Below are 22,484 nucleotides of genomic sequence, written 5' to 3'. Positions count from 1 at the left end.
GATGGAGACGGTGAACCGACAATCGAACCCCGGCGATCGCGAATCCAAGGCCTGTGAGGTGTGCGGACGGCCCTTCACCAACCGCAAACGCTGGAGCGGACGCGGCCAGTGGGACGAGGTCCGCTACTGCTCACAGAAGTGCCGCTCCGAGGCCCGTCGCATCCGACGAGCCTCCGAGCGCGGCTGACCTGTCTCAGCCGGTCTTCCCGTGCATCTCCTCGGCGTCGAGATCGGCATCCTTGGCCGCCTGCAGCGCCGACGTCACGAACTGACTGGCCAACGCGATCGCCTCGAGCGTCTCGGGATGCTTGCCCGAGATCGCGGGGAACGCGTGGATCTGCCAGGCGAAGCTGTGCGCGACCGCGGTGCCGCCGTGGGCGTCGATGGATTCGACCAGCTCGATGATGTCGGGCTCGAGCATCTCGTCCTGCGCGCTGGTGAACAGGGCGGGCGGAAAGATGTTCGCCGGCAGCTCGGCGATGCGACGGACGCCGTTCAACTCGATCGGCCCCTGGTCGAACAGCGGCGCGAGCTCGGCCATCTTCGACATCGGCAGGTAGGCGTCGCTCCGGCTGCTGCGATCCGGGTTGGCGGCGAGGTCGAGATCCAGCAGAGGCGAGAACCCGACGTAGGCCGTCGGCGGGGTCAGATCGTCGCGCAGCGCGTACTCGGTGATCTTGGCGGCGAGGAATCCGCCCGCCGAGTCGCCGGCGACCACGACGTGACGGTAGCCGCGCTCGAGGAGCAGCTCGCGGTAGGCGTAGTACGCGTCGTGGACCGACGTGCCCACACCCGCCTCGGGCAGCTGGCGGTAGGCCTGAGAGAACACCGGGAGACCGGTGCCGCGCGACATCCGCGCGGCCACGAGCCGGTGCGTCGCGAGGCCGCAGGTGATGAACGCACCACCGTGGAGATACAGGACGGCGGTGTCGCTGTCGCGACGACTCGGCCCCGCGGGGACAATGAGCTCCACCGGTCGACCCGCGAGCTCGATCTGCTCGAGGACGACCCCGCGCGGCTTGGGTCCACGGGACGCGGCACGGTCCACGAGGTACAGCAACTTCATCCCGGACGGGGACAGCGGCCAAACCTTGAGTATCGGCCTGATGAACAGTCGGGAACCGAACCACATCGGTCGCGATCCACGGCTCGGGCGGGTGTGCGTGATCACCGGCATCGAAAACCTCCTCCGGTGTGTCTGTCGACTCTGGATCGCCCGCCGGTTCTTGTCGGTGCGTGCCATGTCGGACGGCAGGTCCTGGCCGTGAAATGCGCCATTGGTTGATGGACCTACATCGAATGTAAACGAAACTTACTTCACAGTCTCACCCCCGATCCGGGTTTTGCTCCATCCGAAGCACGTCTCCGGTGGGCGACCTCACCACCTGTGCACCGTCGAGAGCTGCAACACTGACACCGTTCAAATGCGCCATGATCGCTTCTCGTCCGCCGTCGAACCGCGCGGAGAAAGGACATCGGTGACCACCCCGATTCCCCCGCAGTTCCTTCTGTCGTCGCAGGCAGGCGCGCCGCGAACGCTCATCGACATCCTCGCCGAGACCGCGCAGAGGTACCCGCAGGCACCGGCGATCGACGACGGTGACGTGGCGTTGAGTTACTCCGAGCTGTCCGAGGCGGTGCTCGAGGGCGGCCGGTGGCTGACCGGTCAGAAGATCGGGCGCGGCGACCGGGTCGGCATCCGGATGCCGTCGGGATCCCGCGAGCTCTATCTCGCGATCCTCTCGGTGCTCTGCGCGGGCGCGGCCTACGTCCCGGTTGATGTGGACGACCCCGACGAGCGCGCCGATCTGGTGTTCGGCGAGGCGCAGGTCGCCGCCGTCATCGACGCGACCGGACTGCACCGCACGCCGGCGGTCCGCGACCGCGACGTCACGGTCGACACCGAACAGACCCCCACCCCCGACGACGACGCGTGGATCATCTTCACCTCCGGGTCCACCGGCACGCCCAAGGGCGTGGCGGTCACCCATCGCAACGCCGCGGCGTTCGTCGACGCCGAGGCCGACCTGTTCCTGCTCGACGAGCCGATCGGCCCCGGCGACCGGGTGCTGGCCGGGTTGTCGGTCGCCTTCGACGCCTCGTGTGAGGAGATGTGGCTCGCCTGGCGCCACGGTGGCTGCCTGGTGCCGGCGCCGCGGGCACTCGTCCGCAGCGGGATGGACCTCGGTCCGTGGTTGGTCTCGCGTGACATCACCGTGGTCTCCACGGTCCCGACGCTCGCGTCGTTGTGGCCGGCCGAGGCGCTCGAGGCGGTGCGGCTGCTGATCTTCGGTGGCGAGGCCTGCCCACCCGAACTCGGTGAACGCCTCTCGGTGCCCGGCCGCGAGGTGTGGAACACCTACGGCCCGACCGAGGCCACCGTCGTCGCGTGCGCGGCGTTGCTGACCGGTGAGTCCCCGGTGCGCATCGGCCTGCCCCTCAAGGGGTGGGACCTGGCCGTCGTCGATCCCGCGGGCAACCCCGTCGCCGAGGGGGAGACCGGCGAGCTCGTGATCGGCGGCGTCGGACTGGCCCGCTACCTCGACCCGGCCAAGGACGCCGAGAAGTACTCCCCCATGCCGACTCTCGGCTGGGACCGCGCCTACCGCAGCGGAGACCTCGTCCGCCTCGACGCGGCGGGGCTCGTGTTCGCGGGCCGTGCCGACGACCAGGTCAAGGTCGGTGGCCGACGCATCGAACTCGGCGAGATCGACACCGCGCTGCAGAACCTTCCCCATGTGGGCGGGGCCGCGGCCGCGGTGCGCAAGACCGCGGCCGGCAACTCGGTGCTCGTCGGATACCTCGTTTCCACCGACCCCGCGTTCGACATCGCCGCCGCCCACGCCGCGCTCGTCGCGCAGCTTCCCGCCGCGCTCGTCCCGCGTCTCGCGCTCGTCGACGAGCTGCCGGCCAAGGTGTCGGGCAAGGTCGATCGCAACGCGCTGCCGTGGCCGCTCCCGGGTTCCGCAGGCGACGGCGAACCGAGCGACCTCGGGGCCACCGAGCAGTGGGTGGCCGACAAGTGGACCGCGGTGCTCGGGGTGACCATCGTCGACCCCGACGCCGACTTCTTCAGCGAGGGCGGCAGTTCGCTCGGCGCGGCACAGCTGGTGACCGGCCTGCGGGAGCGCTACCCCGAGGTGACCGTCGCCGATCTCTACGACCACCCCCGACTGGGGTCGTTGGCGCAGATGCTCGACGACCTCAACCCGGGCATCACCGCCGAACCCCGCGAGGTGGCCCCGACGCCGCGCGTCACGGGCCTGATCCAGGTGGCGTTGTCGGTGCCGCTGACGACTCTGACCGGACTGCAGTGGGCGACCTGGCTCGGGGTCGCCAACAACATCGCCGCCACGTTCTCCGACGCCCCGTGGCTCATCACGGTCAACTGGTGGATCCTGCTGGCAGCGTTCATCGTCTTCATCACCCCGCCCGGGCGCATGGTCATCGCGGCGGTGGGGTGTCGGACACTTCTCGGCGGCCTGACCCCGGGCAGCTACCCGCGCGGCGGCTCGGTGCACCTGCGGCTGTGGTTGGCCGAACGTCTGACCGAGGCCAGTGGCGCCGCCAACCTCGCGGGCGCGCCCTGGATGATCTACTTCGCGCGCTCCCTGGGCGCCGACATCGGCCACGGCGTCGACCTGCACACGTTGCCGCCGGTCACCGGGATGATCTCGCTGGGCGATCAGTGCTCGGTGGAACCCGAGGTGGACCTCGCCGGGTGGTGGATCGACGGCGACGTCGTCCACATCGGTGACATCGAGATCGCCGAGCGCGCCACCATCGGTGCCCGATCGACGCTGCTGCCCGGCGCCCGCGTCGGCCGTGACGCCGTCGTGGCCCCGGGTTCGGCGGTCATGGGACGGGTCAAGGCTCGCCAGCACTGGGCCGGCTCCCCGGCGGTCAAGACCGGGAAGGCGACCACCCCGTGGCCCGCCGAGCGGCCCCCGCGCCGCAGCCGGTGGGTACCGATCTACGGCATCACCTCCATCGCGCTCGCCGGGATCCCGCTGGTGTCGCTGGCCGCCGGACTGGCCGTGATCGGGTCGTGGGCCGCCGACGCCGACCGACTCCGATCGGTGGCCCTGCGCTCACTGGCCCTGCTGCCCGCCGCGACGGTGACCGCACTGCTCGTGTTCGCCGCCATCACCGCGATCGGCGTCCGACTGCTCTCGGTGGGGATGGTCCAGGGCTACCACCCGGTCCGATCCCGCGTGGGCTGGCAGATCTGGGCGACCGAGCGACTGATGGACTCCGCACGCACCTTCCTGTTCCCGCTCTACGCGAGCCTGCTGACCCCGGGGTGGTTCCGACTGCTCGGCGCCGACATCGGCAAGGGCACCGAGATCAGCACCGCGCTCGTGATCCCGAAGTTCACCTCCGTGGGTGACGGCGCGTTTCTCGCCGACGACACCATGGTCGGCTCCTACGAACTCGGCGGCGGCTGGATGCACATCGACGAGGCGAAGATCGGCAAGCGCGCGTTCCTCGGCAACTCGGGCATGACCGGTCCCGGCCGCAAGGTCCCGAAGAACAGCCTCGTCGCCGTCCTCTCGGCCACGCCGAGCAAGGCCAAGGCCGGCTCGAGCTGGCTGGGCAGTCCCCCGGTGCGTCTGCGACGTACCGCCGCCAACTCCGACACCAGCCGCACGTTCGACCCGCCGCGCAAGCTGAAGGTCGCGCGCGCGATCGTCGAGACGATGCGACTGATCCCGGTGATGATCACCTTCGGCCTGGGCCTGTTCGTGCTGATCGGGCTGCAGTACATCGCCTCGCGCTCCCAGTACTGGGTGGCGGCGTTGGTGAGCGGGCTGATCCTGCTGGTGGCGGGCGCCATCGCCTGCTGTGTGGCCGCGGCGGCGAAGTGGCTGGTCGTGGGCCGGATCGAGGTGGGCGAACACCCGCTGTGGAGTTCGTTCATCTGGCGCAACGAACTGTCGGATGCGTTCGTCGAGACCGTCGCCGCACCGTGGTTCGCCAACGCCGCGACCGGCACACCCATCCTGAACGTCTGGCTGCGGTTGCTCGGTGCGCGCATCGGCAAGGGCGTCTGGTGCGAGACCTACTGGCTCCCGGAAGCCGACCTCGTGACGCTGGGCGACGGCGCCACCGTGCAGCGCGGGTGCGTGGTGCAGACCCACCTGTTCCACGACCGGGTGATGGCCATGGACCGGGTCACCCTCGGCGTGGGCGCCACCCTCGGACCGCACTGCGTCGCGCTCCCGGCGGCCGGGCTCGGTGAGTCGGCGACCGTCGGGCCGGCGTCACTGGTCATGCGCGGCGACGTCGTCCCGGACCACACCCGGTGGCAGGGCAACCCGATCGCGCCCTGGACACGGACCGATGCGTGAGGTCAGACCTCGCGTCTGCTGCGCCGTCGGCCGGTGACGAAGCCGTCCACCCCGGTGCGTCCGGTGTCGGCCAGGCCCACGGCGACCAACGCCGCGATCAGTGCGAGCGGGAACTCGTAGCCCCCGTCGAAGTTCCAGAACCCCTTGTCGGCGTGGACGGTGACGATCGCACCGATCATGTCGATGATGAGCAGGATCGACACCAGCGGCGTCAGGATGCCCACGATCAGCAGGATGCCGCCGACGAACTCCACCCACGTGGCGTAGTGGGCACTGAACTCGGGGAACGGCACGTCCATGGCGCGAAAACCCGCCTCGGTCTTGTCGATACCGTTGGTGTGCAGCTTCTGCCATCCGTGCATGATGAAGATGAATCCGAGGATCACCCGCGCCACCAACGACGTGAAACTTCTCGATGTACCCATGAGGCGTCCTTCCCGACGACTGCGCCCGACATGTCCGGTCCGCTCGAACGCTACCGGCTGCGCCGCCGGGTCACACCGAACCCGGCCGATCCGCGGGCCCGCGGTGCGGCGGGTAACCTCGTACCACCACAACCGAACCGACGAGATGACGTGCGCGACTGGAGGATGGGTGCCGAGTAGTACTGGCAAGGGTGCACGTGACTCCGGCGGCGGGACGGGTCCTCTGCTCGGCGACCCCGACGACGGTCTCGATCCGTACCTCCCGAAGAACGGCAACCTCGGCTATCGCGTGAGCCGCTACGAGCTCGACCTCGAGTACAAGGTGGCCAGCAACCGACTGGCGGGTACGGCGACGATCACCGCCACCGCGATCAACACCCTGGGCCGGTTCAGTCTCGACCTGGCGACGTCGCTGTCGGTGTCGCGGGTGTCGGTCAACGGCAAGCGGGCCTCCCGCTACAGCCAGCGCACCAACAAGCTGTCGGTCACCCCGGCCGACTCGCTGCCGCCGGGCGGGGCGATGACCGTCGTGGTCAAGTACTCCGGCTCACCGAAGCCGATCCGCGGACCGTGGGGCGAGGTCGGATGGGAGGAGCTGACCGAGGGCGCCCTGTGCGCCAGCCAGCCCAACGGCGCCGCGTCGTGGTTCCCCTGCGACGATCACCCGAGTTCCAAGGCGAGCTATCGCATCGCGATCACCACCGAGTCGCCGTACCTCGCGGTGGCCAACGGGACGCTGCAGCGCAAGCGCACCAAGGCCGGCTCGACGACGTGGATCTACGAGCAGGTCGAGCCGATGGCCACCTATCTGGCGACGATCCAGATCGGTCCGTACGTGCAGACGACGCTCTCGACCCGGCCGGTGAAGATCAAAGCCGTTCTCCCCGAACGACTCAAGAACAACTTCGCGTCAGACTTCGCGCGCCAGAAGGACATGGTGTCGGCGTTCGGCGAGATGTTCGGCCCCTATCCGTTCCCGGAATACACCGTGGTCGTCACCGACGACAACCTCGAGATCCCCATCGAGGCGCAGGGGTTGTCGACGTTCGGGGCCAACCACTGCGACGGCACCGGACGCTCCGAGCGTCTCGTCGCCCACGAGTTGGCCCACCAGTGGTTCGGCAACTCGCTCACGCTGGCACGGTGGTCCGACATCTGGCTGCACGAAGGATTCGCCTGCTACAGCGAATGGTTGTGGTCGGAGCATTCCGGCGGACAGTCCGCGGACTCGTTGGCCCGGTACCACCACCGCCAGTTGTCCGGCGCGCGCCAGGATCTCGAGATCGGTGATCCGGGTCCGGACTCGATGTTCGACGACCGGGTCTACAAGCGCGGCGCGCTCACGCTGCACGCGCTCCGGGTCAGCGTCGGTGACGACGAGTTCTTCGACCTGCTGAAGGAGTGGACGCGCGAGTACCGCTACAGCTCGGTGTCGACCGACGACTTCACCGCACTCGCCGCGCGCCACAGCGAGGGATCGCTCAACCGCCTCTGGCAGCAGTGGCTCCACGAGAAGCCACTGCCACCCTTCCCCGAGGACGGCTGAGCGAGTCCTCTGGGCTCAGGCGCGCTCGTCGGGTACGACGTGCACGGCGGCCTCTTCGGCCGATGCCGCCGCCCCGTCGAATCCGACGTCCTCGGCCGTCTCCTGGCTCGACAGATGCGCGTCGACGCCCTCGTCGGGTGCGAGCAACCGACCGGACCGCTCGTCGCCGACCTCGTTGTCGTACTCGTCGATGTCGTCGGGGACACCGTCGGGATCGGGCGCGGGCGGGTCGTCGTGCAGGTTGATCTGCGCGGCCGGATCCGGCTCCTCCTCGGCGAGGTGTTCGTCGAGCGACTCGCCCTCGCGCTGGTCCTCGGCCGTCACGCCGTAACGCATTGCCTTGCTGGGCTTCTCCGGCGGGGAGTAGCCCTCGTCGAGGATGTCCTCGACCCCTCGATCGTCGAGCGTGTCCCCAGGCTGGAGCTGGTCGTCGGAGTCGAGGCTGTACTCGCCGTCCGAACCTTCGGGTGTGCTGTCGACGTCATCACTCATCTCTCCACCCTAACCATGCGCATCACGGGCGGTTGCCTGCGGCGGGGCCGGGGGCGATAGTCGACTCATGGCGACCTCATCGGCACTGCTCGACCTCATCACCGCACACGACCAGGGTGTCCTCGCGACGATCCGCCGCGACGGCCGCCCGCAGCTGTCGACGGTGAACTACGCGTACGACGAGGCGGCGAGACTGCTGCGGGTGTCGATCACCGACGGACGCGCCAAGACCGCCAACCTCCGGCGCGACCCTCGCGCGGCACTGCACGTCAGCAGTCCCGACGGGTGGTCGTACGCGGTCGCCGACGGGGCCGTCGAGCTCAGTGCCGTGGCGGCGGCACCCGACGACGACGCGGTCGCGGAGCTGATCGACCTCTACCGCGCCATCGGCGGCGAACACGACGACTGGGACGACTACCGTCGCGCGATGATCGCCGACCGTCGTCTGGTCCTGCGCCTGCACGTCGACCACCTCTACGGACAGGCCCGCTGACCCGTCGACTGGGCGGATGCGGACGCCGACTGGGCGGATGCGGACGCCGAGTGGGCGAATGCGGTCAGGCGTCGCGTGCGGCGAGGCCCCGCAGATAGCGGTCGACGTCGTCGAGGTGCGGCAGCAGACCGGTCGCAGCGGCCTGCTCCAGCGTCGGGGCAACGGTGTCCTTGTCCGACAACGACACCTCGAGCGGGCTCCCGTCGCGGCCGACGACAGGCCAGTCGATGCCGATGGCCGGGTCGAGCGGGTGGATGCCGTGTTCGCCGGCCGGGTTGTATCCGGTGGAGCAGAAGTACGCGACGGTGGAGTCGTCGGCCAGCGACAGGAACGCGTGACCGAGCCCCTCGGAGAGGTAGACCGCACGACGATCGACATCGTCGAGCACGACGCTGTCCCACTTCCCGAAGGTCGTTGACCCGACGCGGATGTCGACGACCACGTCGAGAACGGCGCCGCGCGAACAGGTCACGTATTTCGCCTGCCCCGGCGGGGTGTCGGCGAAGTGGACACCCCGCAGCACGCCGGCCGCCGACACCGAGATGTTGACCTGGGCGAGGGAGAACTCGTGTCCGACCAGATCACCGAGGACCGGAGCCTTGAACGCCTCGAGGAACACCCCGCGCGGATCGGGGCGCTGGACCGGCGTGAACTCCCACGCCCCGGCGATCGACAGCGGACGAACGCGCACGTCTACAGCCCCCGCTCGAGGATGTCGAGAAGGTAGCTGCCGTACCCGGACTTCATCAGTTTCTCCGCCCGCGCCCGTAATTCGTCGGCGCCGATGTAGCCGCGTCGCCAGGCGATCTCCTCCGGCACGGCGATCTTGAGGCCCTGGCGTTGTTCGACCGTTCGGACAAAATTCCCGGCGTCCTGCAGCGAGTCGAACGTGCCGGTGTCGAGCCACGCGGTTCCCCGCGGCAGCACGTGCACCTGCAGGCGCCCGGCGTCGAGATACGCACTGTTGATGTCGGTGATCTCGTACTCACCGCGTGCGCTCGGCGAGAGTCCGCGCGCGATCTCGACGACGTCGTTGTCGTAGAAGTACAACCCCGGCACCGCATAGTTCGACCGCGGGTTGTCCGGTTTCTCCTGCAGCGCAATGGCTTTGCCCGAGTCATCGAAGTCCACGACGCCGTATGCACTGGGGTCGGCCACCCAGTAGGCGAACACCGCTCCGCCGTCGACATCGGAGAAGCGCATCAGCTGGTTGCCCAGTCCCGGGCCGTAGAAGATGTTGTCGCCCAACACCAGTGCGGCCGATTCGTTCCCGATGTGGTCGGCGCCGAGCACGAAGGCCTGAGCGAGGCCGTCGGGGGACGGCTGCACCGCATAGGTGATCGAGATACCGAACTGCTCGCCGTTGCCCAACAGACGTGAAAACGCGTCGGCATCAGCGGGTGTGGTGATGACCAGGATGTCGGTGATGCCCGCGAGCATCAGCGTGGACAGCGGGTAGTAGATCATCGGCTTGTCGTAGACCGGGACCAGCTGCTTGCTCACCCCGAGGGTGATCGGGTGCAGACGCGACCCGGTGCCACCGGCCAGAATGATTCCCCGCATGGCGTCACACTATGCCCGGGTGGGATGACCGGCTCAACCCCGCGAGCTGCGGTCGCCGGCCGGTAGGCTCGCATCGGTCGCACCGACAACCGGAAGGATGTGCGATGCACGCACTGGTCACGGGGGGCGCCGGGTTCATCGGCGCCAACTTCGTCCTCCGCACGGTGGCGAACCGTCCCGATGTCGCCATCACCGTCCTGGACAAGCTCACCTACGCCGCCAACCCGTCGACGTTGGACTCGGTCGCCGACCGCATCGAGATCGTCGTGGGTGACATCGCCGACGCCGACCTCGTCGACCGCCTCGTCGCGCAGGCCGACATCGTCATCCACTTCGCCGCGGAATCGCACAACGACAACTCCCTGGCCGACCCGTCGGCGTTCGTCCAGACCAATCTGGTCGGGACCTACACCCTGCTCGAGGCGGTGCGGAGACACCGAACCCGCCTGCACCACATCAGCACCGACGAGGTGTACGGCGACCTCGCCCTCGACGACCCCAGCCGGTTCACCGAGACCACGCCCTACAACCCGTCGAGTCCCTACAGCTCCACCAAGGCGGGCAGCGATCTGCTCGTCCGAGCCTGGGTCCGGTCGTTCGGCATCCACGCCACCCTCTCCAACTGTTCCAACAACTACGGGCCGTATCAGCACGTCGAGAAGTTCATCCCGCGCCAGATCACCAACGTGCTCACCGGCGCCCGGCCGCGGCTCTACGGCACCGGGGCGAACGTCCGCGACTGGATCCACGTCGACGACCACAACGACGCCGTGTGGACCGTCATCGACGCCGGCGTCGTCGGCGAGACCTACCTGATCGGCGCCGACGGCGAGACCGACAACCGAACGGTCGTGGAGACCATCCTGGAGATACTCGGCGAGCCCACCGACGCATACGATCTCGTCACCGATCGGCCCGGACACGACATGCGCTACGCCATCGACTCCACCCGTCTGCGCACGGAGTTGGGGTGGTCGCCGCGGTACACCGATTTCCGCGCCGGACTCGAGGCGACCGTCGACTGGTACCGCGAGAACGAACAGTGGTGGCGTCCGGTCAAGGACGGTGTCGAACGCGGTTATGCGCGCACCGAGAAGGTTCTCGGCTAGACCGAACCGGAGGCCTTCGCGTCGGCCCCCAACATCCGCAGCACGACGTCGATCACGTCGGTCATCGGCGGGATCGCCTTCGAGTGGCCGAAGAGCTTGGGCTGCGCCGACCGCAGGAACGTCGCACTGACCATCAGGTAGGCCGCGGCGTCGGTGTCCACGTCGGCTGCGATCAGTCCCGCCTCACGGAGGGCGCCGAAGTACGCGCCCATGGCAGCGACACCACGATGTGGACCGAAATCGTTGGCGGCGACCACCGCACCCACCTCGTCGCGCAGACCGCCGTCGCCGTGCGCCGCGACCAGGACGTCGAGACCGTCGTCGAGGAACGTGTGCACCGCACCGACGTACTGCTCGAGTACCGCCCGGACGTCGGACAGCGTGCGGACCAGGGTCGGATCCATGTCGTTATTGAAGGCGAACAGCGGGCGCAACGCCTCGTGGAACACCGCGGTGAGCAGGGCCTGCCGGTCACCGAAATGGTAGAAGATCGACCCCTCGGAAACGTTTGCGCGAGAAGCGACCTCACGCGTGGTCAGCCGTGCGACACCCCGCTCGCGGAGCACCGCGAGAGCGGACGACAACAGCTCGTCGCGTCCGATCGCCGGGGGCCTTCCGCGTCGTGCCATGGAAGCCACACTACCCAAGAGATGTCAATTGTTGAGTGTTCACTCAGAATGTGCAACGATTTTCTGAGTCCGCACTCAACCTGGAGGCACCATGGCCCGCAAGTGGCTCACCCTGACCGCCGTTTGCACCGGCGTGTTCATGCTCCTGCTCGACGTGACGATCGTGAACGTCGCGCTTCCCGACATCCAGACCGACCTCGGATCCGATCTCTCCGACCTGCAGTGGGTGATCGACGCCTACGCGCTCGCACTGGCGGCGCTGCTTCTCACCTCGGGCACGATCGCCGACATCGTCGGCCGCAAGAAGGTCTTCGCGACCGGCATCGTGGTGTTCACGGTCGGGTCGCTGGCCTGCGGCCTGGCCCCCAACATCATGACGCTGGTCATCTCCCGCGTCGCCCAGGGCGTCGGCGGGGCCATCATGTTCGCGACGTCGCTGGCGTTGCTCGCACAGGCCTTCGCCCCCCGCGAGCGAGGTGTCGCGTTCGGCGTCTTCGGTGCCGTCACCGGCGTCTCGGTCGCGGTCGGACCGGTCCTCGGTGGCATCCTGACCAGCGGGCTGTCGTGGCACTGGATCTTTTTCGTCAACATCCCGGTCGGCATCTTCGCGCTGGTGATGACCGTCATCGGCGTCGACGAATCGAAAGCCCCCGGAGCGCACCGCATCGACTGGCTCGGCTGCGTCACGTTCAGCGCGGCACTCGCGTTCCTGGTCTTCGGCCTCATCCGCAGCCACGCCGACGGCTGGGGTTCGCTCGAGGTGGCCGGCTCGCTCATCGCCGCCGCCGTGCTGCTGACCGCGTTCGTCGTGGTCGAGAGAATGTCCGACCAGCCGATGGTCGACGGGTCACTGTTCCGCGTGCCCACCTTCACCGGCGGACTCATCGCCGCCTGGGCCATCTCGGCATCGATGTTCTCGCTGCTGACCTACATCGTCATCTACCTGCAGAACACGATGGGCTACTCCGCGCTGCAGGCCGGTCTGTACTTCCTGCCGTTCTCCGGACTCGTCTTCGTCGCCGCGGCGGTGGCCGGGCGCCTGTCCGACAAGATCCCCGCCCGCTGGCTGATCACACCGGGATTCGTCCTCGTCGGCGCCGGTCTGCTGCTGATGCGCGGCACCGACCCGACCGGCGGCTGGACGCAGTTCATCCCGGGATTCATCGTCGCCGGCATCGGGACCGGCCTGATCAACGTCCCGCTGGCATCCACCGCGGTGGGCGTCGTCGAGCAGTCCCGCGCGGGTATGGCCTCGGGCATGAACTCGACGTTCCGTCAGATCGGCATCGCCACCGGTGTTGCGCTTCTGGGCAGCCTGCTGTCATCGCGGTTGAGCAACAACATCTCCGACTCGCTGGCCGGCACCCCCATCGCCGACAAGGGGCGCGAGATCGGTGACGCCGTCGCCAACGGTGGTGCTGCTCAGGTCATCTCGTCGGTACCGGCCCAGCTACGCGAGATGGTCACCGCGAGTGCGGGTCGGGGGTACGCCGACGCCCTCGACCTCATCCTGCTGATCGCGGCGTGTATCGCGGCGGTCGCCGCGATCTCGACCGCGTTCCTGATCCGGTCGAAGGACTTTCACGCCAACCGCGTCGAGGCCGAGCAGAAGGCGGACGAGGACCTGACCACCGCCGATTCGTGACCGGCGCGGGCTAAACCGCGATCGGTTGCGGCTCGGTCCGGGGCGCCTCGACGACCTCGTCGAACCCGGGGCGTGCGGTACCGACGAACGACCGCACCCAGGCGACGACCGCCTTGGCCCGATTACCCACGCCCGCCAGGTAGTAGAGGTGCACACCGAGCCAGGCGACGAAGGCGATCAGACCGCGGAAGGTCACGCGCTCGGTCAGCTTCGCGACCGCCCGACCCCGGCTGATGATCGACATCGACCCCTTGTCGAGATAGTGGAAGACGCTGCCCGGGGCCCGCTTCCGGGTGATGATGTCGACCGCGTGCCTACCCTGCTGCATGGCGACCGGGCTCTGTCCCGGGTAACCGTGCAGCGACGTCATGTCGCCGATCGCGTAGATGTTGGCGACACCGCCGACGGTCAGATCGTCATTGACCAGCAGGCGCCCGGCGCGGTCGGTGTCGCAACCGGTCGCGTCGGCCAGCACGCCGGCGAAGTCGCTCGCCGCGACCCCGGCCGACCACACGACGGTGTCGGTGGCGATCTTGCGGGTGGCCGCACCGTCGTTGACGTTCACGGTGACGACCCCGTCGGCGATGTCGGTGACCATCGACCCGGTGAGTACCTCGACACCCGCCTTCTCCAACGCACCTCTCGAGTACTCGCTCAAGCCCCCACCGAAGGCGGGCAGCACCTCGCCGAGCCCCTCGACCAGCGTGATCGCGACCTCGCGACGCTCGTGTCGGCGGGCCAGTTCCGCGATCTGACCGGCCACCTCGACCCCGGTGGCGCCGGCACCGACCACGACGAACGTGGTCGCCGCGGCGTCGTCGGCCGGCGCGTCGAAGCACGCGCGGAGATGCGCCCGGAGTCGGGTCGCGTCGTCGATGGTCTTGAGGGCGAAGGTGCGATCGGCGTACTCGTCGCGGCCGAAATAGCTCTGGGCGGCGCCGGTCGCGGCGATCAGCGAGCCGTAGTGGACCCGATGGTCCTGACCGCCGGCCCGGTAGGTGAGCACCGCGGGCATCGCATCGACTGCGGTCACGACACCCTCGACCACCTCGACGTCGCGATTCCGACGCAGCAGGGTGTCGGTGCGGGGCGCGATGTCGTCGCGGGCCAGGACGCCGGTGGCCACCTGGTAGAGCAGCGGCTGGAACAGGTGTTCCGGAGTGCTCGAGATCAGCAGGGCGGTCTTGCCCCGGCCGCGCAGGCGGCGGGCGGCGGCCATCCCGCCGAATCCCGATCCGACGATCACCACGTCGTAGTAGGTCGCGTCATCTGTGCGCATGTCGTTCTCCTCTCGCTACTCATGAACAACACCCATGGTCCCGGTTTGTGCTCCCGCCGTCACGCGCGTTTTTCAGATGCAATTGATCTGGATCGCTCATGAGTGAGGCGATATGATCCGATGACCTGCGAGAGGGGCGACATGGAACTGCGACAGCTCACCTACTTCGTGGCGGTGTGCGACGAACTGAGTTTCAGCCGCGCCGCCGAGCGCACCTTCATCTCGCAGTCCGCGATCAGCCATCAGGTGGCCCGCCTCGAACGCGACCTCGGTGCGACCCTGCTCGAGCGCTCCACCCGCACGGTGACCATCACCGAGGCCGGCGAACGTCTGCTGCCCGTCGCCCGTCAGATGATCGACCTGGAGAAGCACGCGTACGCGGCGGTCCGCGATCCCGGGTCCCGGGTGCGGCTGGCGGCGAACATGTCGTTCGCCCGGCGATCGCTGTCGGCCATCGCCGACGTCCGCGAACGACATCCTCACGTCGAGATCGAGTTCGTCATCAAGAACTTCCAGCAGCGGGTGGACGCCGTCGTGTCCGGCGACGTCGACATCGCACTGATCCGCGGCACGGTCAGCGATCCCCGGTTGCGGGTCGAGCAACTGTGGGTCGAGGAGCTCGTGGTGGCCGTCTCGGAGAAACACCCGCTGGCCGGGGCGGCGGAGGTCGACCTGCGCGAGCTCGTGTCCCACCCGCTCATCCTCCCGCCGCAAAAGCAACAAGTGTTGCTGCACAGCGTGATCCGGCGGGCCTTCGCCGACATCGGTGCGGTGCCGCGCTACGGGTTGCCGATCGCCGCCGACCACACCGCGGCACTCGAACTGATCAACCACCCGGAGACCTGGACGGTCCTCTACGACGACCAACCCGGACCCGCGATCGCGCTGTTGCGGGAGAAGAACGGGCGTCTGCGGGTGCCGGTGAGTGCCGTCGTCCGGACCCACGCCCTGCAGGAATCCGGCGCCGGGGAGCGCGCGGCGATCATCGGGGATCTGATGGCGAGACTGGGCGCGGGAACCGGGGTCGCGCCGTGATGGAGTGGCCGCGGTACATCCCCACCCTCACCGACGGGGTGATCACGCTGCGCGCCCTGGAGCCGTCCGATGTCGACGATGTCCTCGAGACCGCCTCCGACCCGGCGTCGGAGGCCTTCACCACCGTCCCGAGTCCGTACACCCGCCAGGACGCGGTGGAGTTCGTCGAGACGAACGCGGCCAAGGTCTGGCCTGGTTTCGAGGTCGCGATCGCCGACGTGGACGACCGCCTCGTGGGCACCTGTGGTCTGCGCATCCGTGACGAGGACAGCGGCGTGACCGAGATCGGCTACATGGTGGCCCCGAGGGCTCGCGGCCAGGGGATCGCGACGCGCGCGACCCGACTGCTCGTCGAGTACTCATGGACGATCGGGGCCGCCCGGGTCGCGCTCGATGCGTTCGCCACCAACACCGCATCGCGGACGGTGGCGCTACGGTGCGGGTTCGTCGAGGAGGGGACGCTGCGGTCGGCGCACCTCGGCAACGGCGGGATCCGGCACGACGTCGTGGTGCACGGACTGCTCCCCACCGACCCCCGCCAGTTGGGCACGTAACCACCGCAGTTGGGCACGTAACCGCGTCAGTTGGGCAGCACCGGGGGCGGCAGTCGGTAGGTCGGCGGCGTCACCGACATCCCGATCGGGTTGCGCACCGTCGGGGTCGGTGTCCCGGGGATCCGCGCCGCGGGATCGATGCCGAGCCGTCGCGCGAGGTCGAAGGCCTCGGCGACGTCGTTGATCGGACCGGCGGGAACGCCTGCGGCGGTGAGGACCTCGAACCAGTGGTCGGCGCCGTGCGGGCGCAGGGCAGCAGCGATGTCGGCGACAAGAGCGTCCCTGTTTTTGATGCGTGCGGTGTTGGTCGTGAATCGCTCGTCGGTCGCGAGTTCGGGGGTCCCGATCGCCTCGGCCATGCGGGTGAACAGCTTGTCGTTGCCCACGGCCACCGCGAGCGGACGGTCCGCGGTCGAGAAAACCTGGTAGGGAACGACACTGGGATGGCGGTTGCCCATCGCCGCGGGCACGACGTCGGCGGCGAGGTAGCCCGCGGTCTGGTTGACCATCGACGACAGGGCGACCGAGAGCAGATCGAGATCGACCCGCTGACCGACGCCGGTGCGATCCCGATGTCGGAGAGCGGCGAGAATGCCTGCGACCGCGTGGACACCGGTCAGCACGTCGATCACCGCGACCCCGACCTTCGACGGCGCATCCTCGGGGCCGGTGACGCTCATCAGGCCGCTCATGGCCTGGATGAGCAGGTCGTATCCCGGCATGGACGCGCCGCCGTCCCGACCGAATCCCGTTATCGCACAGTAGATGAGCTCGGGCTGGTCCGCGGCGAGGGTGTCGTACCCGAGGCCGAGGCGTTCCATCGTCCCGGCGCGGAAGTTCTCGATGACCACGTCGGACCGCTCGACCAACGCCCGCGCCGCACGCCGTCCGTCGTCGGTCTGCAGGTCGACGGCCAGCGACGTCTTGTTGCGGTTCACCGAGGTGAAGTAGGTGGCCATGGGCTCGACGCTGTCGGGGGCGTACTTCTCGTACGGCGGTCCCCACGATCGGGTGTCGTCTCCGAGACCCGGACGTTCGACCTTGACCACCTCGGCACCGAGGTCGGCCATCAGCATCGTCGCGTACGGGCCGGCGAGGACCCGACTGAAGTCGGCGACGACGATGCCGTCGAGCGCGCCGGTCATGGGGCTCCGTTCAAGTGGGGGTTCGGACCCGTCCAACGTAACCACCGACACCGCGCGTGAGCCACGCCACAGTCCCGATCGCTTGCCTGGTTAACAGTTGTAGTTTCACAATGGTCCGGTGGAAACCGAGACCTACAGCGCGCGGCGCAAATGGATCATCCTGTGCACCTGCTGCCTGAGCCTGCTGATCGTGTCGATGGACGCGACCATCGTCAACGTCGCGCTGCCCGCCATCCGCCGGGATCTCGACGCCTCGGTGTCCGGGCTGCAGTGGGTCATCGACATCTACACGTTGGTCCTGGCCAGCCTGCTACTCCTCTCGGGCGCGATGGCCGATCGCCTCGGCCGCCGGCGCATCTTCCAGATCGGGCTGGTCGTGTTCGCGCTGGGGTCACTGCTCTGCAGCCTGTCGACCAGCGTCGAGATGCTCATCGCGGCACGGTTCGTGCAGGCCATCGGCGGTTCGATGCTCAACCCGGTCGCGATGTCGATCATCACCCAGGTGTTCACCGGTCGCGCTGAGCGTGCTCGCGCGATCGGCGTCTGGGGTGCCGTCGTCGGCATCTCGATGGCGCTGGGCCCGATGGTCGGCGGCGTCCTCATCGACCTGCTGGACTGGAAAGCCGTCTTCTGGATCAACCTGCCCATCTGCGCAGCGGCGATCATCCTCGCCGCGATCTTCGTCCCGGAGTCGAAGTCGGCCACCGTCCGCAAACTCGATCCGCTCGGCCAGGGACTCGGCATCCTGTTCATGGCGTCCCTCATCTCCGGACTGATCGAGGGACCGAACCTCGGGTGGGGCGACCCGCGCACCCTCGGCATCTTCGCGCTCGCCCTCATCGGCCTGGTGGGGTTCATCCGCCACGAGGGACGGCACGCCTCTCCCTTCATCGACCTGCGGTTCTTCCGGAGCGTGCCGTTCGCGACGGCGACCGTCATCGGGATCGTCGCGTTCTCGGCTTACGGCGGATTCCTGTTCCTGATGTCGAACTACCTGCAGAACGTCCGCGGCTACTCGGCCGTCCACACCGGTCTGATCTACCTCCCCATCGCCATCGGCACGCTCATCTTCTCCCCCATCTCCGGCCGTCTGGTCGGGCGCTACGGGACGCGACCGTCGCTGATCGCCTCAGGGCTGCTGCTCGCCGTCGCGTCGGTCCTGCTCACGACGTTCACCCCGACCACCCCGGTCTGGCTGCTGATCATCACCTTCGGGCTCTTCGGCGTCGGATTCGGTCTGGTCAACGCCCCCATCACCACGTCGGCGGTCAGCGGCATGCCGCGCGACCGCGCCGGCGCGGCATCGGCCGTCGCATCCACCAGCCGCCAACTCGGCGTGAGCCTGGGTGTCGCGATCAGCGGATCCATCGCCGGAGCCGCGGTCACCGCATCCGACGGCGCCTTCACCGACGCCGTCCAACCGCTGTGGTGGATCACGACGGGACTCGCACTGTCGATCACCGCTCTCGGCATCATCAGCACCACCGCGTGGGCCAAGAGCACCGTCGAGAAGACGGCGTTCCTGTTCGTCTCGCCGAGTGAGCCGAAGGCACCGGCGCATGTCTGAGGATCCAGGCGGCACGCCGGGACACGATGCCGCGCGCGCCTGGCAGCTGATGGCGCACTTCGTGATCGACCACCGCGGTCCATGGCGCAAGGCGATGATGGCGCGAACCGGATTGCCGTTCAATCACTTCCGGCTATTGCGCCGCATCGGCTCCGGGGCGGTCACCATCGGGGATCTGGCGGCCGCGGCGACCATCGACGCGCCCGCGGCCACCGTCGGCGTCAACGAGTTGGAGAAGCGCGGTCTCGCCGAGCGAACCGTCGACCCGACCAATCGTCGCCGCAAGTTGGTGTCACTGACCGACACCGGCCGCGCAGTTCTCGCCGATGCGATGACCACCGACGATCCGGCGCCCTCGGCGTTCGACGCCCTCGACGACGCCGAGATCGCCGAACTCGTCCGGCTGATCTCGAAGCTGGACGCCACCGCCCACGGCTGACCTCAGCCCGGCGCGCCCGAATCCTGTGCGGCGAGCACGCGATTGGCCTCCCGCACCGCTGCGGCGTTGGACTTGCCCTGACGCGAGCCCGCCAGCTTCGCGGCGATGTGGTCACGCACCGTGATCGGTTCGTATGCCATCCCGTCGGCGGAATCGAGGTGATCGGGCAGGGTGGCGATGACCGCCTCGGGATTGCCGTCGTGGAAGAACGCCGCCGAACGACGTCGCCGGATGGTCCCGTCCACGATCGGCGGCTTGACCCGGTGCAACGTCGACATCCATCGGTCGTTGGTCAGACGCGCGGTGAGGTCACCGAGGTTCACCAACAGCGCGCCGTCGACCGGGGAGACGTCGTGCCATCGCCGGTCCGACCCCAGAACCTGCAGGCCCGCGACCTGATCGGCCCACAGCACCGTCACGATGCCGAAGTCGGTGTGCTCACCCATCCCGGTCAGTTCCCCGTCCAGGGTGACGGTGCCCTCGGGCAGTGCGTAGTTGTTCATCCGCAGCACGTCGATGGAGTGATCGGTGACGGCGGTGAAGAAGTCCTCCGCCACCCCGAGCGCCGCGGCGAAGATCGTGGTGAGCGTGCGCGCGACCCGAGCGGCCGCGTCGAAATAGGTTTGCACGCCCTCGGCGAACCCCTCGACGTCCGGCCAGACGTTGATCCCGTAGTCGTCCTCGGAGAGTTCGAGGTCGGTGAACGACCGACCCTCGACACCGACGTTGAACGCCTCGAAGAAGTCGTTCATGCGGGTCGCGGCCTCCACCCCGAGACTGAGGCTGAGCGATTCGCTCTTCGGCGGGCTGTAGCCGCGGTTGGCGCCGGTGACCCGATAGGTCTTGCGCACCTCGAGCGGTTGGGCGAAGAACGCGTCCATCGCCCGGGCCAGGCCGTCGACGACATCGTCGTCGATGCCGTGTCCGCGGATCTGCATGAAGCCGACGGTCCGGCATGCGTCGTCGACCGCGGTCACCACATCGGCGATCTCGACTGCGGAGCCACCGCGCACCACCGGCCCGATGTCGATCACCGGAACATGAAAACTGGTCATGGTCATCCCTGATGCCCTGCGCCCTCGCGGGTTGCCGACGCCGCTGCCATTGTCGGACGGCAACCGTCCGCGCGCACCCCGACGCGTCAGATGTCAGTCGGCCACAGTTGCCGCGTCAACCATCTTCGACGGTAGGCGCCTATCAGCAACCGACGCCGAGCGGGACATCTCGACCATGTGGGCGTGCATCTCCAGATATGCGCTGCCGATGCGATCGACGTCGCGGGGACTCAACACGTCGAAGACGTTCGACCGCACTGCCGCGACGTGGCCGGGGCTGGCGGCGGCGAGCTTCGCCGCACCTGCATCGGTGAGTTCGGCCAGCGCTCCGCGGCGGTCGTCGGGACAGGGCACACGGCGCACCCATCCTGCCTCGACCAGCCGGTTGATCGCCCTGGTCACGCCACTCTTCGTCGCGGTCACCGCATCGGCCAGCGGACGCATCCGCATCTGACGATCCGGCGCCTCGGACAACTGCACCAGCAGTTCGTAGTCGGTCAGCGAGATGTCGGCGTCGCGGACCAGTTGGTGGTCGAGACGTTGCAGCAGCAGGCGCGTGGCGTTGAGATAGGCGCGCCACGTGCGCTGCTCGTCCGCGGTGAGCCACTGAACCTGTTCCATGCTGTCGATGATAGAGGAAATGGTTGACAACGCAACGACATCAGCTAGGGTCGTCAGTAGTTGATCGCGCAACGACATGTGCGCGCACACCACGACGAAGGGTTGCACCATGACGAAGCTCGCCATCCTCTACTACTCGGCCACCGGACACGGCACGGCCATGGCCGACCGGCTCAAGACCGCCGCCGAGGCCGCAGGCGCCGAGGTCCGCGTCCGCCACATCGCCGAGACCACCGACCCGTCGGTCTTCGCCGAGAACCCGGCCTGGAAGTCCAACTACGAGGCCACCAAGGATCTGCCCGCCGCCACCGGCGACGACATCGTGTGGGCCGACGGCGTGATCCTCGGGTCGCCGACCCGCTTCGGCAACACCGCCGCGCCGTTCCAGGCGTTCATCGACACCCTCGGCGGACTCTGGGCCCAGGGCAAGCTGGCCGACAAGGCCTACGCCGGGTTCACCTCGAGCCAGACCGCGCACGGCGGCCAGGAGGCGACCCTGCTGGCGCTCTACACCTCGGTCATGCACTGGGGTGGCGTCGTGGTCGCCCCCGGCTACACCGACGGCATCAAGTTCGCCGACGGCAACCCCTACGGCGTCGGACACGTGACCGGCGCGAACAACACCGACGAGCTGAGCAGCGCCACCCTCGATGCGCTCGATCACCTCGCGACCCGCGTCGTCACCGTCGCCGGCAAGCTGGCCTGACCGGCCTCCCGTAGTACCCACCGCACTCGAGTCAGGTTCACCATGAGCACAGCGATCGCACCCGAGCTCGACGTCCGGCGTTCCGATGATCGGGACAAGACCCGCATCGGGTGGCTGGACTCGAAGCACTCGTTCTCGTTCGGGGGCAACTACGATCCCACGAACACCCATCACGGGGTGCTCATGGTGAACAATGACGACATCGTCACGCCCGGAATGGGTTTCGACACCCATCCGCATCGCGACATGGAGATCATCACCTGGGTGCTGCAGGGCGCGCTGGTGCATCAGGACTCGATGGGCCACTCCGGCATCATCTACCCGGGTCTGGCCCAGCGGATGAGCGCGGGCACGGGGATCCTGCACTCGGAGAAGAACGACTCGTGGCGTCTCGGCCCCGCCGACGGCGGTGACGGCACGAAGCACGACAACCCGGTGCACTTCGTGCAGATGTGGGTCGTCCCGGACGAGGCGGGGATCACCCCCGGCTACGAGCAACTCGAGATCGACCACGAGTTGCTCGCCGGTGGACTCGTCCCCGTCGCGTCGGGGATGCCCGGGCACGCAGAGCATTCCGCCATCCGCATCAAGAACAAGTACGCGGCGATGCACGTCGCCCGCATGCAGCCCGGCCAGGCACCCGTCACGCTGCCCGACGCACCGTTCCTGCATGTGTTCGTCGCTCACGGTGAGGCGTCACTCGAGGGCGTCGGTGTCCTGCACGAGGGCGACGCCGTCCGCGTGCGCGGTGGCGGCGGTCAGACGATGTCGACCACGGCAGGCGCCGAGGTAATCGTGTGGGAGATGCACGCGACGATCGCCGCCTGAGC

Annotated in this window: 22 protein-coding genes; 12 read left to right on the top strand and 10 right to left on the bottom strand. The window is 68.3% G+C overall.

Annotation, left to right across the window (positions count from 1 at the left end):
* The first annotated feature begins 10 nt into the window (after positions 1–10).
* Positions 11–187 carry a DUF2256 domain-containing protein gene (locus tag JHC79_RS07385; protein ID WP_296389508.1) on the top strand — a complete coding sequence of 59 codons (177 nt, stop codon included), beginning with the start codon at positions 11–13 and terminating at the stop codon, positions 185–187.
* A gap of 6 nt (positions 188–193) precedes the next feature.
* Here the strand turns inward: JHC79_RS07385 and JHC79_RS07380 are convergent, their stop codons facing one another.
* On the bottom strand, positions 194–1,177 hold the full coding sequence (locus JHC79_RS07380; protein ID WP_296389507.1) for an alpha/beta hydrolase: 984 nt from the start codon (positions 1,175–1,177) through the stop codon (positions 194–196).
* 247 nt (positions 1,178–1,424) lie between these two features.
* Here JHC79_RS07380 and JHC79_RS07375 point away from each other — a divergent pair, with 247 nt between their 5' ends.
* Positions 1,425–5,351: a Pls/PosA family non-ribosomal peptide synthetase gene (locus tag JHC79_RS07375; RefSeq protein WP_296389506.1), complete on the top strand. Its 3,927-nt coding sequence runs from the start codon at positions 1,425–1,427 to the stop codon at positions 5,349–5,351.
* 2 nt (positions 5,352–5,353) lie between these two features.
* Here the strand turns inward: JHC79_RS07375 and JHC79_RS07370 are convergent, their stop codons facing one another.
* Positions 5,354–5,776: a DoxX family protein gene (locus tag JHC79_RS07370; RefSeq protein WP_296389505.1), complete on the bottom strand. Its 423-nt coding sequence runs from the start codon at positions 5,774–5,776 to the stop codon at positions 5,354–5,356.
* Between the two features lie 169 nt (positions 5,777–5,945).
* Here JHC79_RS07370 and JHC79_RS07365 point away from each other — a divergent pair, with 169 nt between their 5' ends.
* A complete protein-coding gene (locus tag JHC79_RS07365) occupies positions 5,946–7,322 on the top strand; it encodes a M1 family metallopeptidase (protein WP_296389504.1) in 1,377 nt (458 codons plus the stop codon).
* Positions 7,323–7,337: 15 nt separating this feature from the next.
* Here the strand turns inward: JHC79_RS07365 and JHC79_RS07360 are convergent, their stop codons facing one another.
* Positions 7,338–7,814, bottom strand: coding sequence for a DUF5709 domain-containing protein (locus JHC79_RS07360; RefSeq protein WP_296389503.1), 477 nt, complete (start codon positions 7,812–7,814; stop codon positions 7,338–7,340).
* A gap of 67 nt (positions 7,815–7,881) precedes the next feature.
* Between JHC79_RS07360 and JHC79_RS07355 the strand changes: the two genes are divergently transcribed.
* A complete protein-coding gene (locus JHC79_RS07355) occupies positions 7,882–8,307 on the top strand; it encodes a PPOX class F420-dependent oxidoreductase (protein ID WP_296389502.1) in 426 nt (141 codons plus the stop codon).
* 64 nt (positions 8,308–8,371) lie between these two features.
* Here the strand turns inward: JHC79_RS07355 and rfbC are convergent, their stop codons facing one another.
* Together rfbC and rfbA are read right to left on the bottom strand one after the other, a co-directional pair.
* Positions 8,372–8,998 (bottom strand): dTDP-4-dehydrorhamnose 3,5-epimerase, encoded by a 627-nt coding sequence (gene rfbC, locus JHC79_RS07350; RefSeq protein ID WP_296389501.1) that lies wholly within the window; start codon positions 8,996–8,998, stop codon positions 8,372–8,374.
* A gap of 2 nt (positions 8,999–9,000) precedes the next feature.
* Positions 9,001–9,870, bottom strand: coding sequence for a glucose-1-phosphate thymidylyltransferase RfbA (gene rfbA / locus JHC79_RS07345; RefSeq protein ID WP_296389500.1), 870 nt, complete (start codon positions 9,868–9,870; stop codon positions 9,001–9,003).
* Between the two features lie 104 nt (positions 9,871–9,974).
* Between rfbA and rfbB the strand changes: the two genes are divergently transcribed.
* A complete protein-coding gene (gene rfbB, locus JHC79_RS07340; RefSeq protein WP_296389499.1) occupies positions 9,975–10,979 on the top strand; it encodes a dTDP-glucose 4,6-dehydratase in 1,005 nt (334 codons plus the stop codon).
* Here rfbB and JHC79_RS07335 read toward each other — a convergent pair.
* Positions 10,976–11,608 (bottom strand): TetR/AcrR family transcriptional regulator, encoded by a 633-nt coding sequence (locus JHC79_RS07335; RefSeq protein ID WP_296389498.1) that lies wholly within the window; start codon positions 11,606–11,608, stop codon positions 10,976–10,978. The two genes, rfbB and JHC79_RS07335, sit on opposite strands and share 4 nt — an antisense overlap.
* A 91-nt stretch (positions 11,609–11,699) precedes the next feature.
* Between JHC79_RS07335 and JHC79_RS07330 the strand changes: the two genes are divergently transcribed.
* Complete coding sequence (locus JHC79_RS07330; protein ID WP_296389497.1) at positions 11,700–13,253, top strand: MFS transporter; 1,554 nt, start codon at positions 11,700–11,702, stop codon at positions 13,251–13,253.
* 10 nt (positions 13,254–13,263) lie between these two features.
* Here the strand turns inward: JHC79_RS07330 and JHC79_RS07325 are convergent, their stop codons facing one another.
* Positions 13,264–14,532 (bottom strand): NAD(P)/FAD-dependent oxidoreductase, encoded by a 1,269-nt coding sequence (locus JHC79_RS07325; RefSeq protein ID WP_296389496.1) that lies wholly within the window; start codon positions 14,530–14,532, stop codon positions 13,264–13,266.
* Between the two features lie 120 nt (positions 14,533–14,652).
* Here JHC79_RS07325 and JHC79_RS07320 point away from each other — a divergent pair, with 120 nt between their 5' ends.
* Positions 14,653–15,567, top strand: coding sequence for a LysR family transcriptional regulator (locus JHC79_RS07320; RefSeq protein ID WP_296389495.1), 915 nt, complete (start codon positions 14,653–14,655; stop codon positions 15,565–15,567).
* On the top strand, positions 15,567–16,121 hold the full coding sequence (locus tag JHC79_RS07315; RefSeq protein WP_296389494.1) for a GNAT family N-acetyltransferase: 555 nt from the start codon (positions 15,567–15,569) through the stop codon (positions 16,119–16,121). Before JHC79_RS07320 ends, JHC79_RS07315 begins: the two co-directional genes overlap by 1 nt.
* A 26-nt stretch (positions 16,122–16,147) precedes the next feature.
* Here JHC79_RS07315 and JHC79_RS07310 read toward each other — a convergent pair whose 3' ends face one another.
* Positions 16,148–17,266 carry a CoA transferase gene (locus JHC79_RS07310; protein WP_296389493.1) on the bottom strand — a complete coding sequence of 373 codons (1,119 nt, stop codon included), beginning with the start codon at positions 17,264–17,266 and terminating at the stop codon, positions 16,148–16,150.
* 118 nt (positions 17,267–17,384) lie between these two features.
* Here JHC79_RS07310 and JHC79_RS07305 point away from each other — a divergent pair, with 118 nt between their 5' ends.
* Together JHC79_RS07305 and JHC79_RS07300 are read left to right on the top strand one after the other, a co-directional pair.
* Positions 17,385–18,833 carry an MFS transporter gene (locus tag JHC79_RS07305; protein ID WP_296389492.1) on the top strand — a complete coding sequence of 483 codons (1,449 nt, stop codon included), beginning with the start codon at positions 17,385–17,387 and terminating at the stop codon, positions 18,831–18,833.
* Positions 18,826–19,272: a MarR family winged helix-turn-helix transcriptional regulator gene (locus tag JHC79_RS07300; RefSeq protein ID WP_296389491.1), complete on the top strand. Its 447-nt coding sequence runs from the start codon at positions 18,826–18,828 to the stop codon at positions 19,270–19,272. The genes JHC79_RS07305 and JHC79_RS07300 overlap by 8 nt, the downstream gene beginning before the upstream one ends.
* A gap of 2 nt (positions 19,273–19,274) precedes the next feature.
* Here the strand turns inward: JHC79_RS07300 and JHC79_RS07295 are convergent, their stop codons facing one another.
* Positions 19,275–20,327, bottom strand: a complete 1,053-nt coding sequence (locus tag JHC79_RS07295) for a 2-oxoglutarate and iron-dependent oxygenase domain-containing protein (protein WP_296389490.1) — start codon at positions 20,325–20,327, stop codon at positions 19,275–19,277.
* A gap of 93 nt (positions 20,328–20,420) precedes the next feature.
* Positions 20,421–20,948: a MarR family transcriptional regulator gene (locus JHC79_RS07290; protein WP_296389489.1), complete on the bottom strand. Its 528-nt coding sequence runs from the start codon at positions 20,946–20,948 to the stop codon at positions 20,421–20,423.
* Between the two features lie 109 nt (positions 20,949–21,057).
* On the opposite strand from JHC79_RS07290, the gene JHC79_RS07285 reads away from it, so the two are divergent.
* Positions 21,058–21,654, top strand: coding sequence for an NAD(P)H-dependent oxidoreductase (locus tag JHC79_RS07285; RefSeq protein WP_296389488.1), 597 nt, complete (start codon positions 21,058–21,060; stop codon positions 21,652–21,654).
* 42 nt (positions 21,655–21,696) lie between these two features.
* Positions 21,697–22,482 (top strand): pirin family protein, encoded by a 786-nt coding sequence (locus tag JHC79_RS07280; RefSeq protein WP_296389487.1) that lies wholly within the window; start codon positions 21,697–21,699, stop codon positions 22,480–22,482.
* Positions 22,483–22,484 lie beyond the last annotated feature (2 nt).

It is taken from the genome of Williamsia sp. (assembly GCF_016462415.1).
In the GTDB taxonomy this organism is placed as follows: Bacteria; Actinomycetota; Actinomycetes; order Mycobacteriales; family Mycobacteriaceae; genus Williamsia_A.
Note: the sequence above shows the minus strand (reverse complement) of the source record. Positions and strands in the feature narration are given on the sequence as shown.

Coding starts and splice junctions, on each gene's coding strand:
- JHC79_RS07370 (WP_296389505.1), bottom strand. CDS start 5,776: ATGGGTACATCGAGAAGTTTCACGTCGTTGGTGGCGCGGGTGATCCTC.
- JHC79_RS07355 (WP_296389502.1), top strand. CDS start 7,882: ATGGCGACCTCATCGGCACTGCTCGACCTCATCACCGCACACGACCAG.
- rfbB (WP_296389499.1), top strand. CDS start 9,975: ATGCACGCACTGGTCACGGGGGGCGCCGGGTTCATCGGCGCCAACTTC.
- JHC79_RS07280 (WP_296389487.1), top strand. CDS start 21,697: ATGAGCACAGCGATCGCACCCGAGCTCGACGTCCGGCGTTCCGATGAT.
- JHC79_RS07315 (WP_296389494.1), top strand. CDS start 15,567: ATGGAGTGGCCGCGGTACATCCCCACCCTCACCGACGGGGTGATCACG.
- JHC79_RS07380 (WP_296389507.1), bottom strand. CDS start 1,177: ATGCCGGTGATCACGCACACCCGCCCGAGCCGTGGATCGCGACCGATG.
- JHC79_RS07300 (WP_296389491.1), top strand. CDS start 18,826: ATGTCTGAGGATCCAGGCGGCACGCCGGGACACGATGCCGCGCGCGCC.
- rfbA (WP_296389500.1), bottom strand. CDS start 9,870: ATGCGGGGAATCATTCTGGCCGGTGGCACCGGGTCGCGTCTGCACCCG.
- JHC79_RS07325 (WP_296389496.1), bottom strand. CDS start 14,532: ATGCGCACAGATGACGCGACCTACTACGACGTGGTGATCGTCGGATCG.
- JHC79_RS07295 (WP_296389490.1), bottom strand. CDS start 20,327: ATGACCAGTTTTCATGTTCCGGTGATCGACATCGGGCCGGTGGTGCGC.
- JHC79_RS07335 (WP_296389498.1), bottom strand. CDS start 11,608: ATGGCACGACGCGGAAGGCCCCCGGCGATCGGACGCGACGAGCTGTTG.
- JHC79_RS07330 (WP_296389497.1), top strand. CDS start 11,700: ATGGCCCGCAAGTGGCTCACCCTGACCGCCGTTTGCACCGGCGTGTTC.
- JHC79_RS07360 (WP_296389503.1), bottom strand. CDS start 7,814: ATGAGTGATGACGTCGACAGCACACCCGAAGGTTCGGACGGCGAGTAC.
- JHC79_RS07285 (WP_296389488.1), top strand. CDS start 21,058: ATGACGAAGCTCGCCATCCTCTACTACTCGGCCACCGGACACGGCACG.
- JHC79_RS07310 (WP_296389493.1), bottom strand. CDS start 17,266: ATGACCGGCGCGCTCGACGGCATCGTCGTCGCCGACTTCAGTCGGGTC.
- JHC79_RS07375 (WP_296389506.1), top strand. CDS start 1,425: ATGCGCCATGATCGCTTCTCGTCCGCCGTCGAACCGCGCGGAGAAAGG.
- JHC79_RS07320 (WP_296389495.1), top strand. CDS start 14,653: ATGACCTGCGAGAGGGGCGACATGGAACTGCGACAGCTCACCTACTTC.
- JHC79_RS07290 (WP_296389489.1), bottom strand. CDS start 20,948: ATGGAACAGGTTCAGTGGCTCACCGCGGACGAGCAGCGCACGTGGCGC.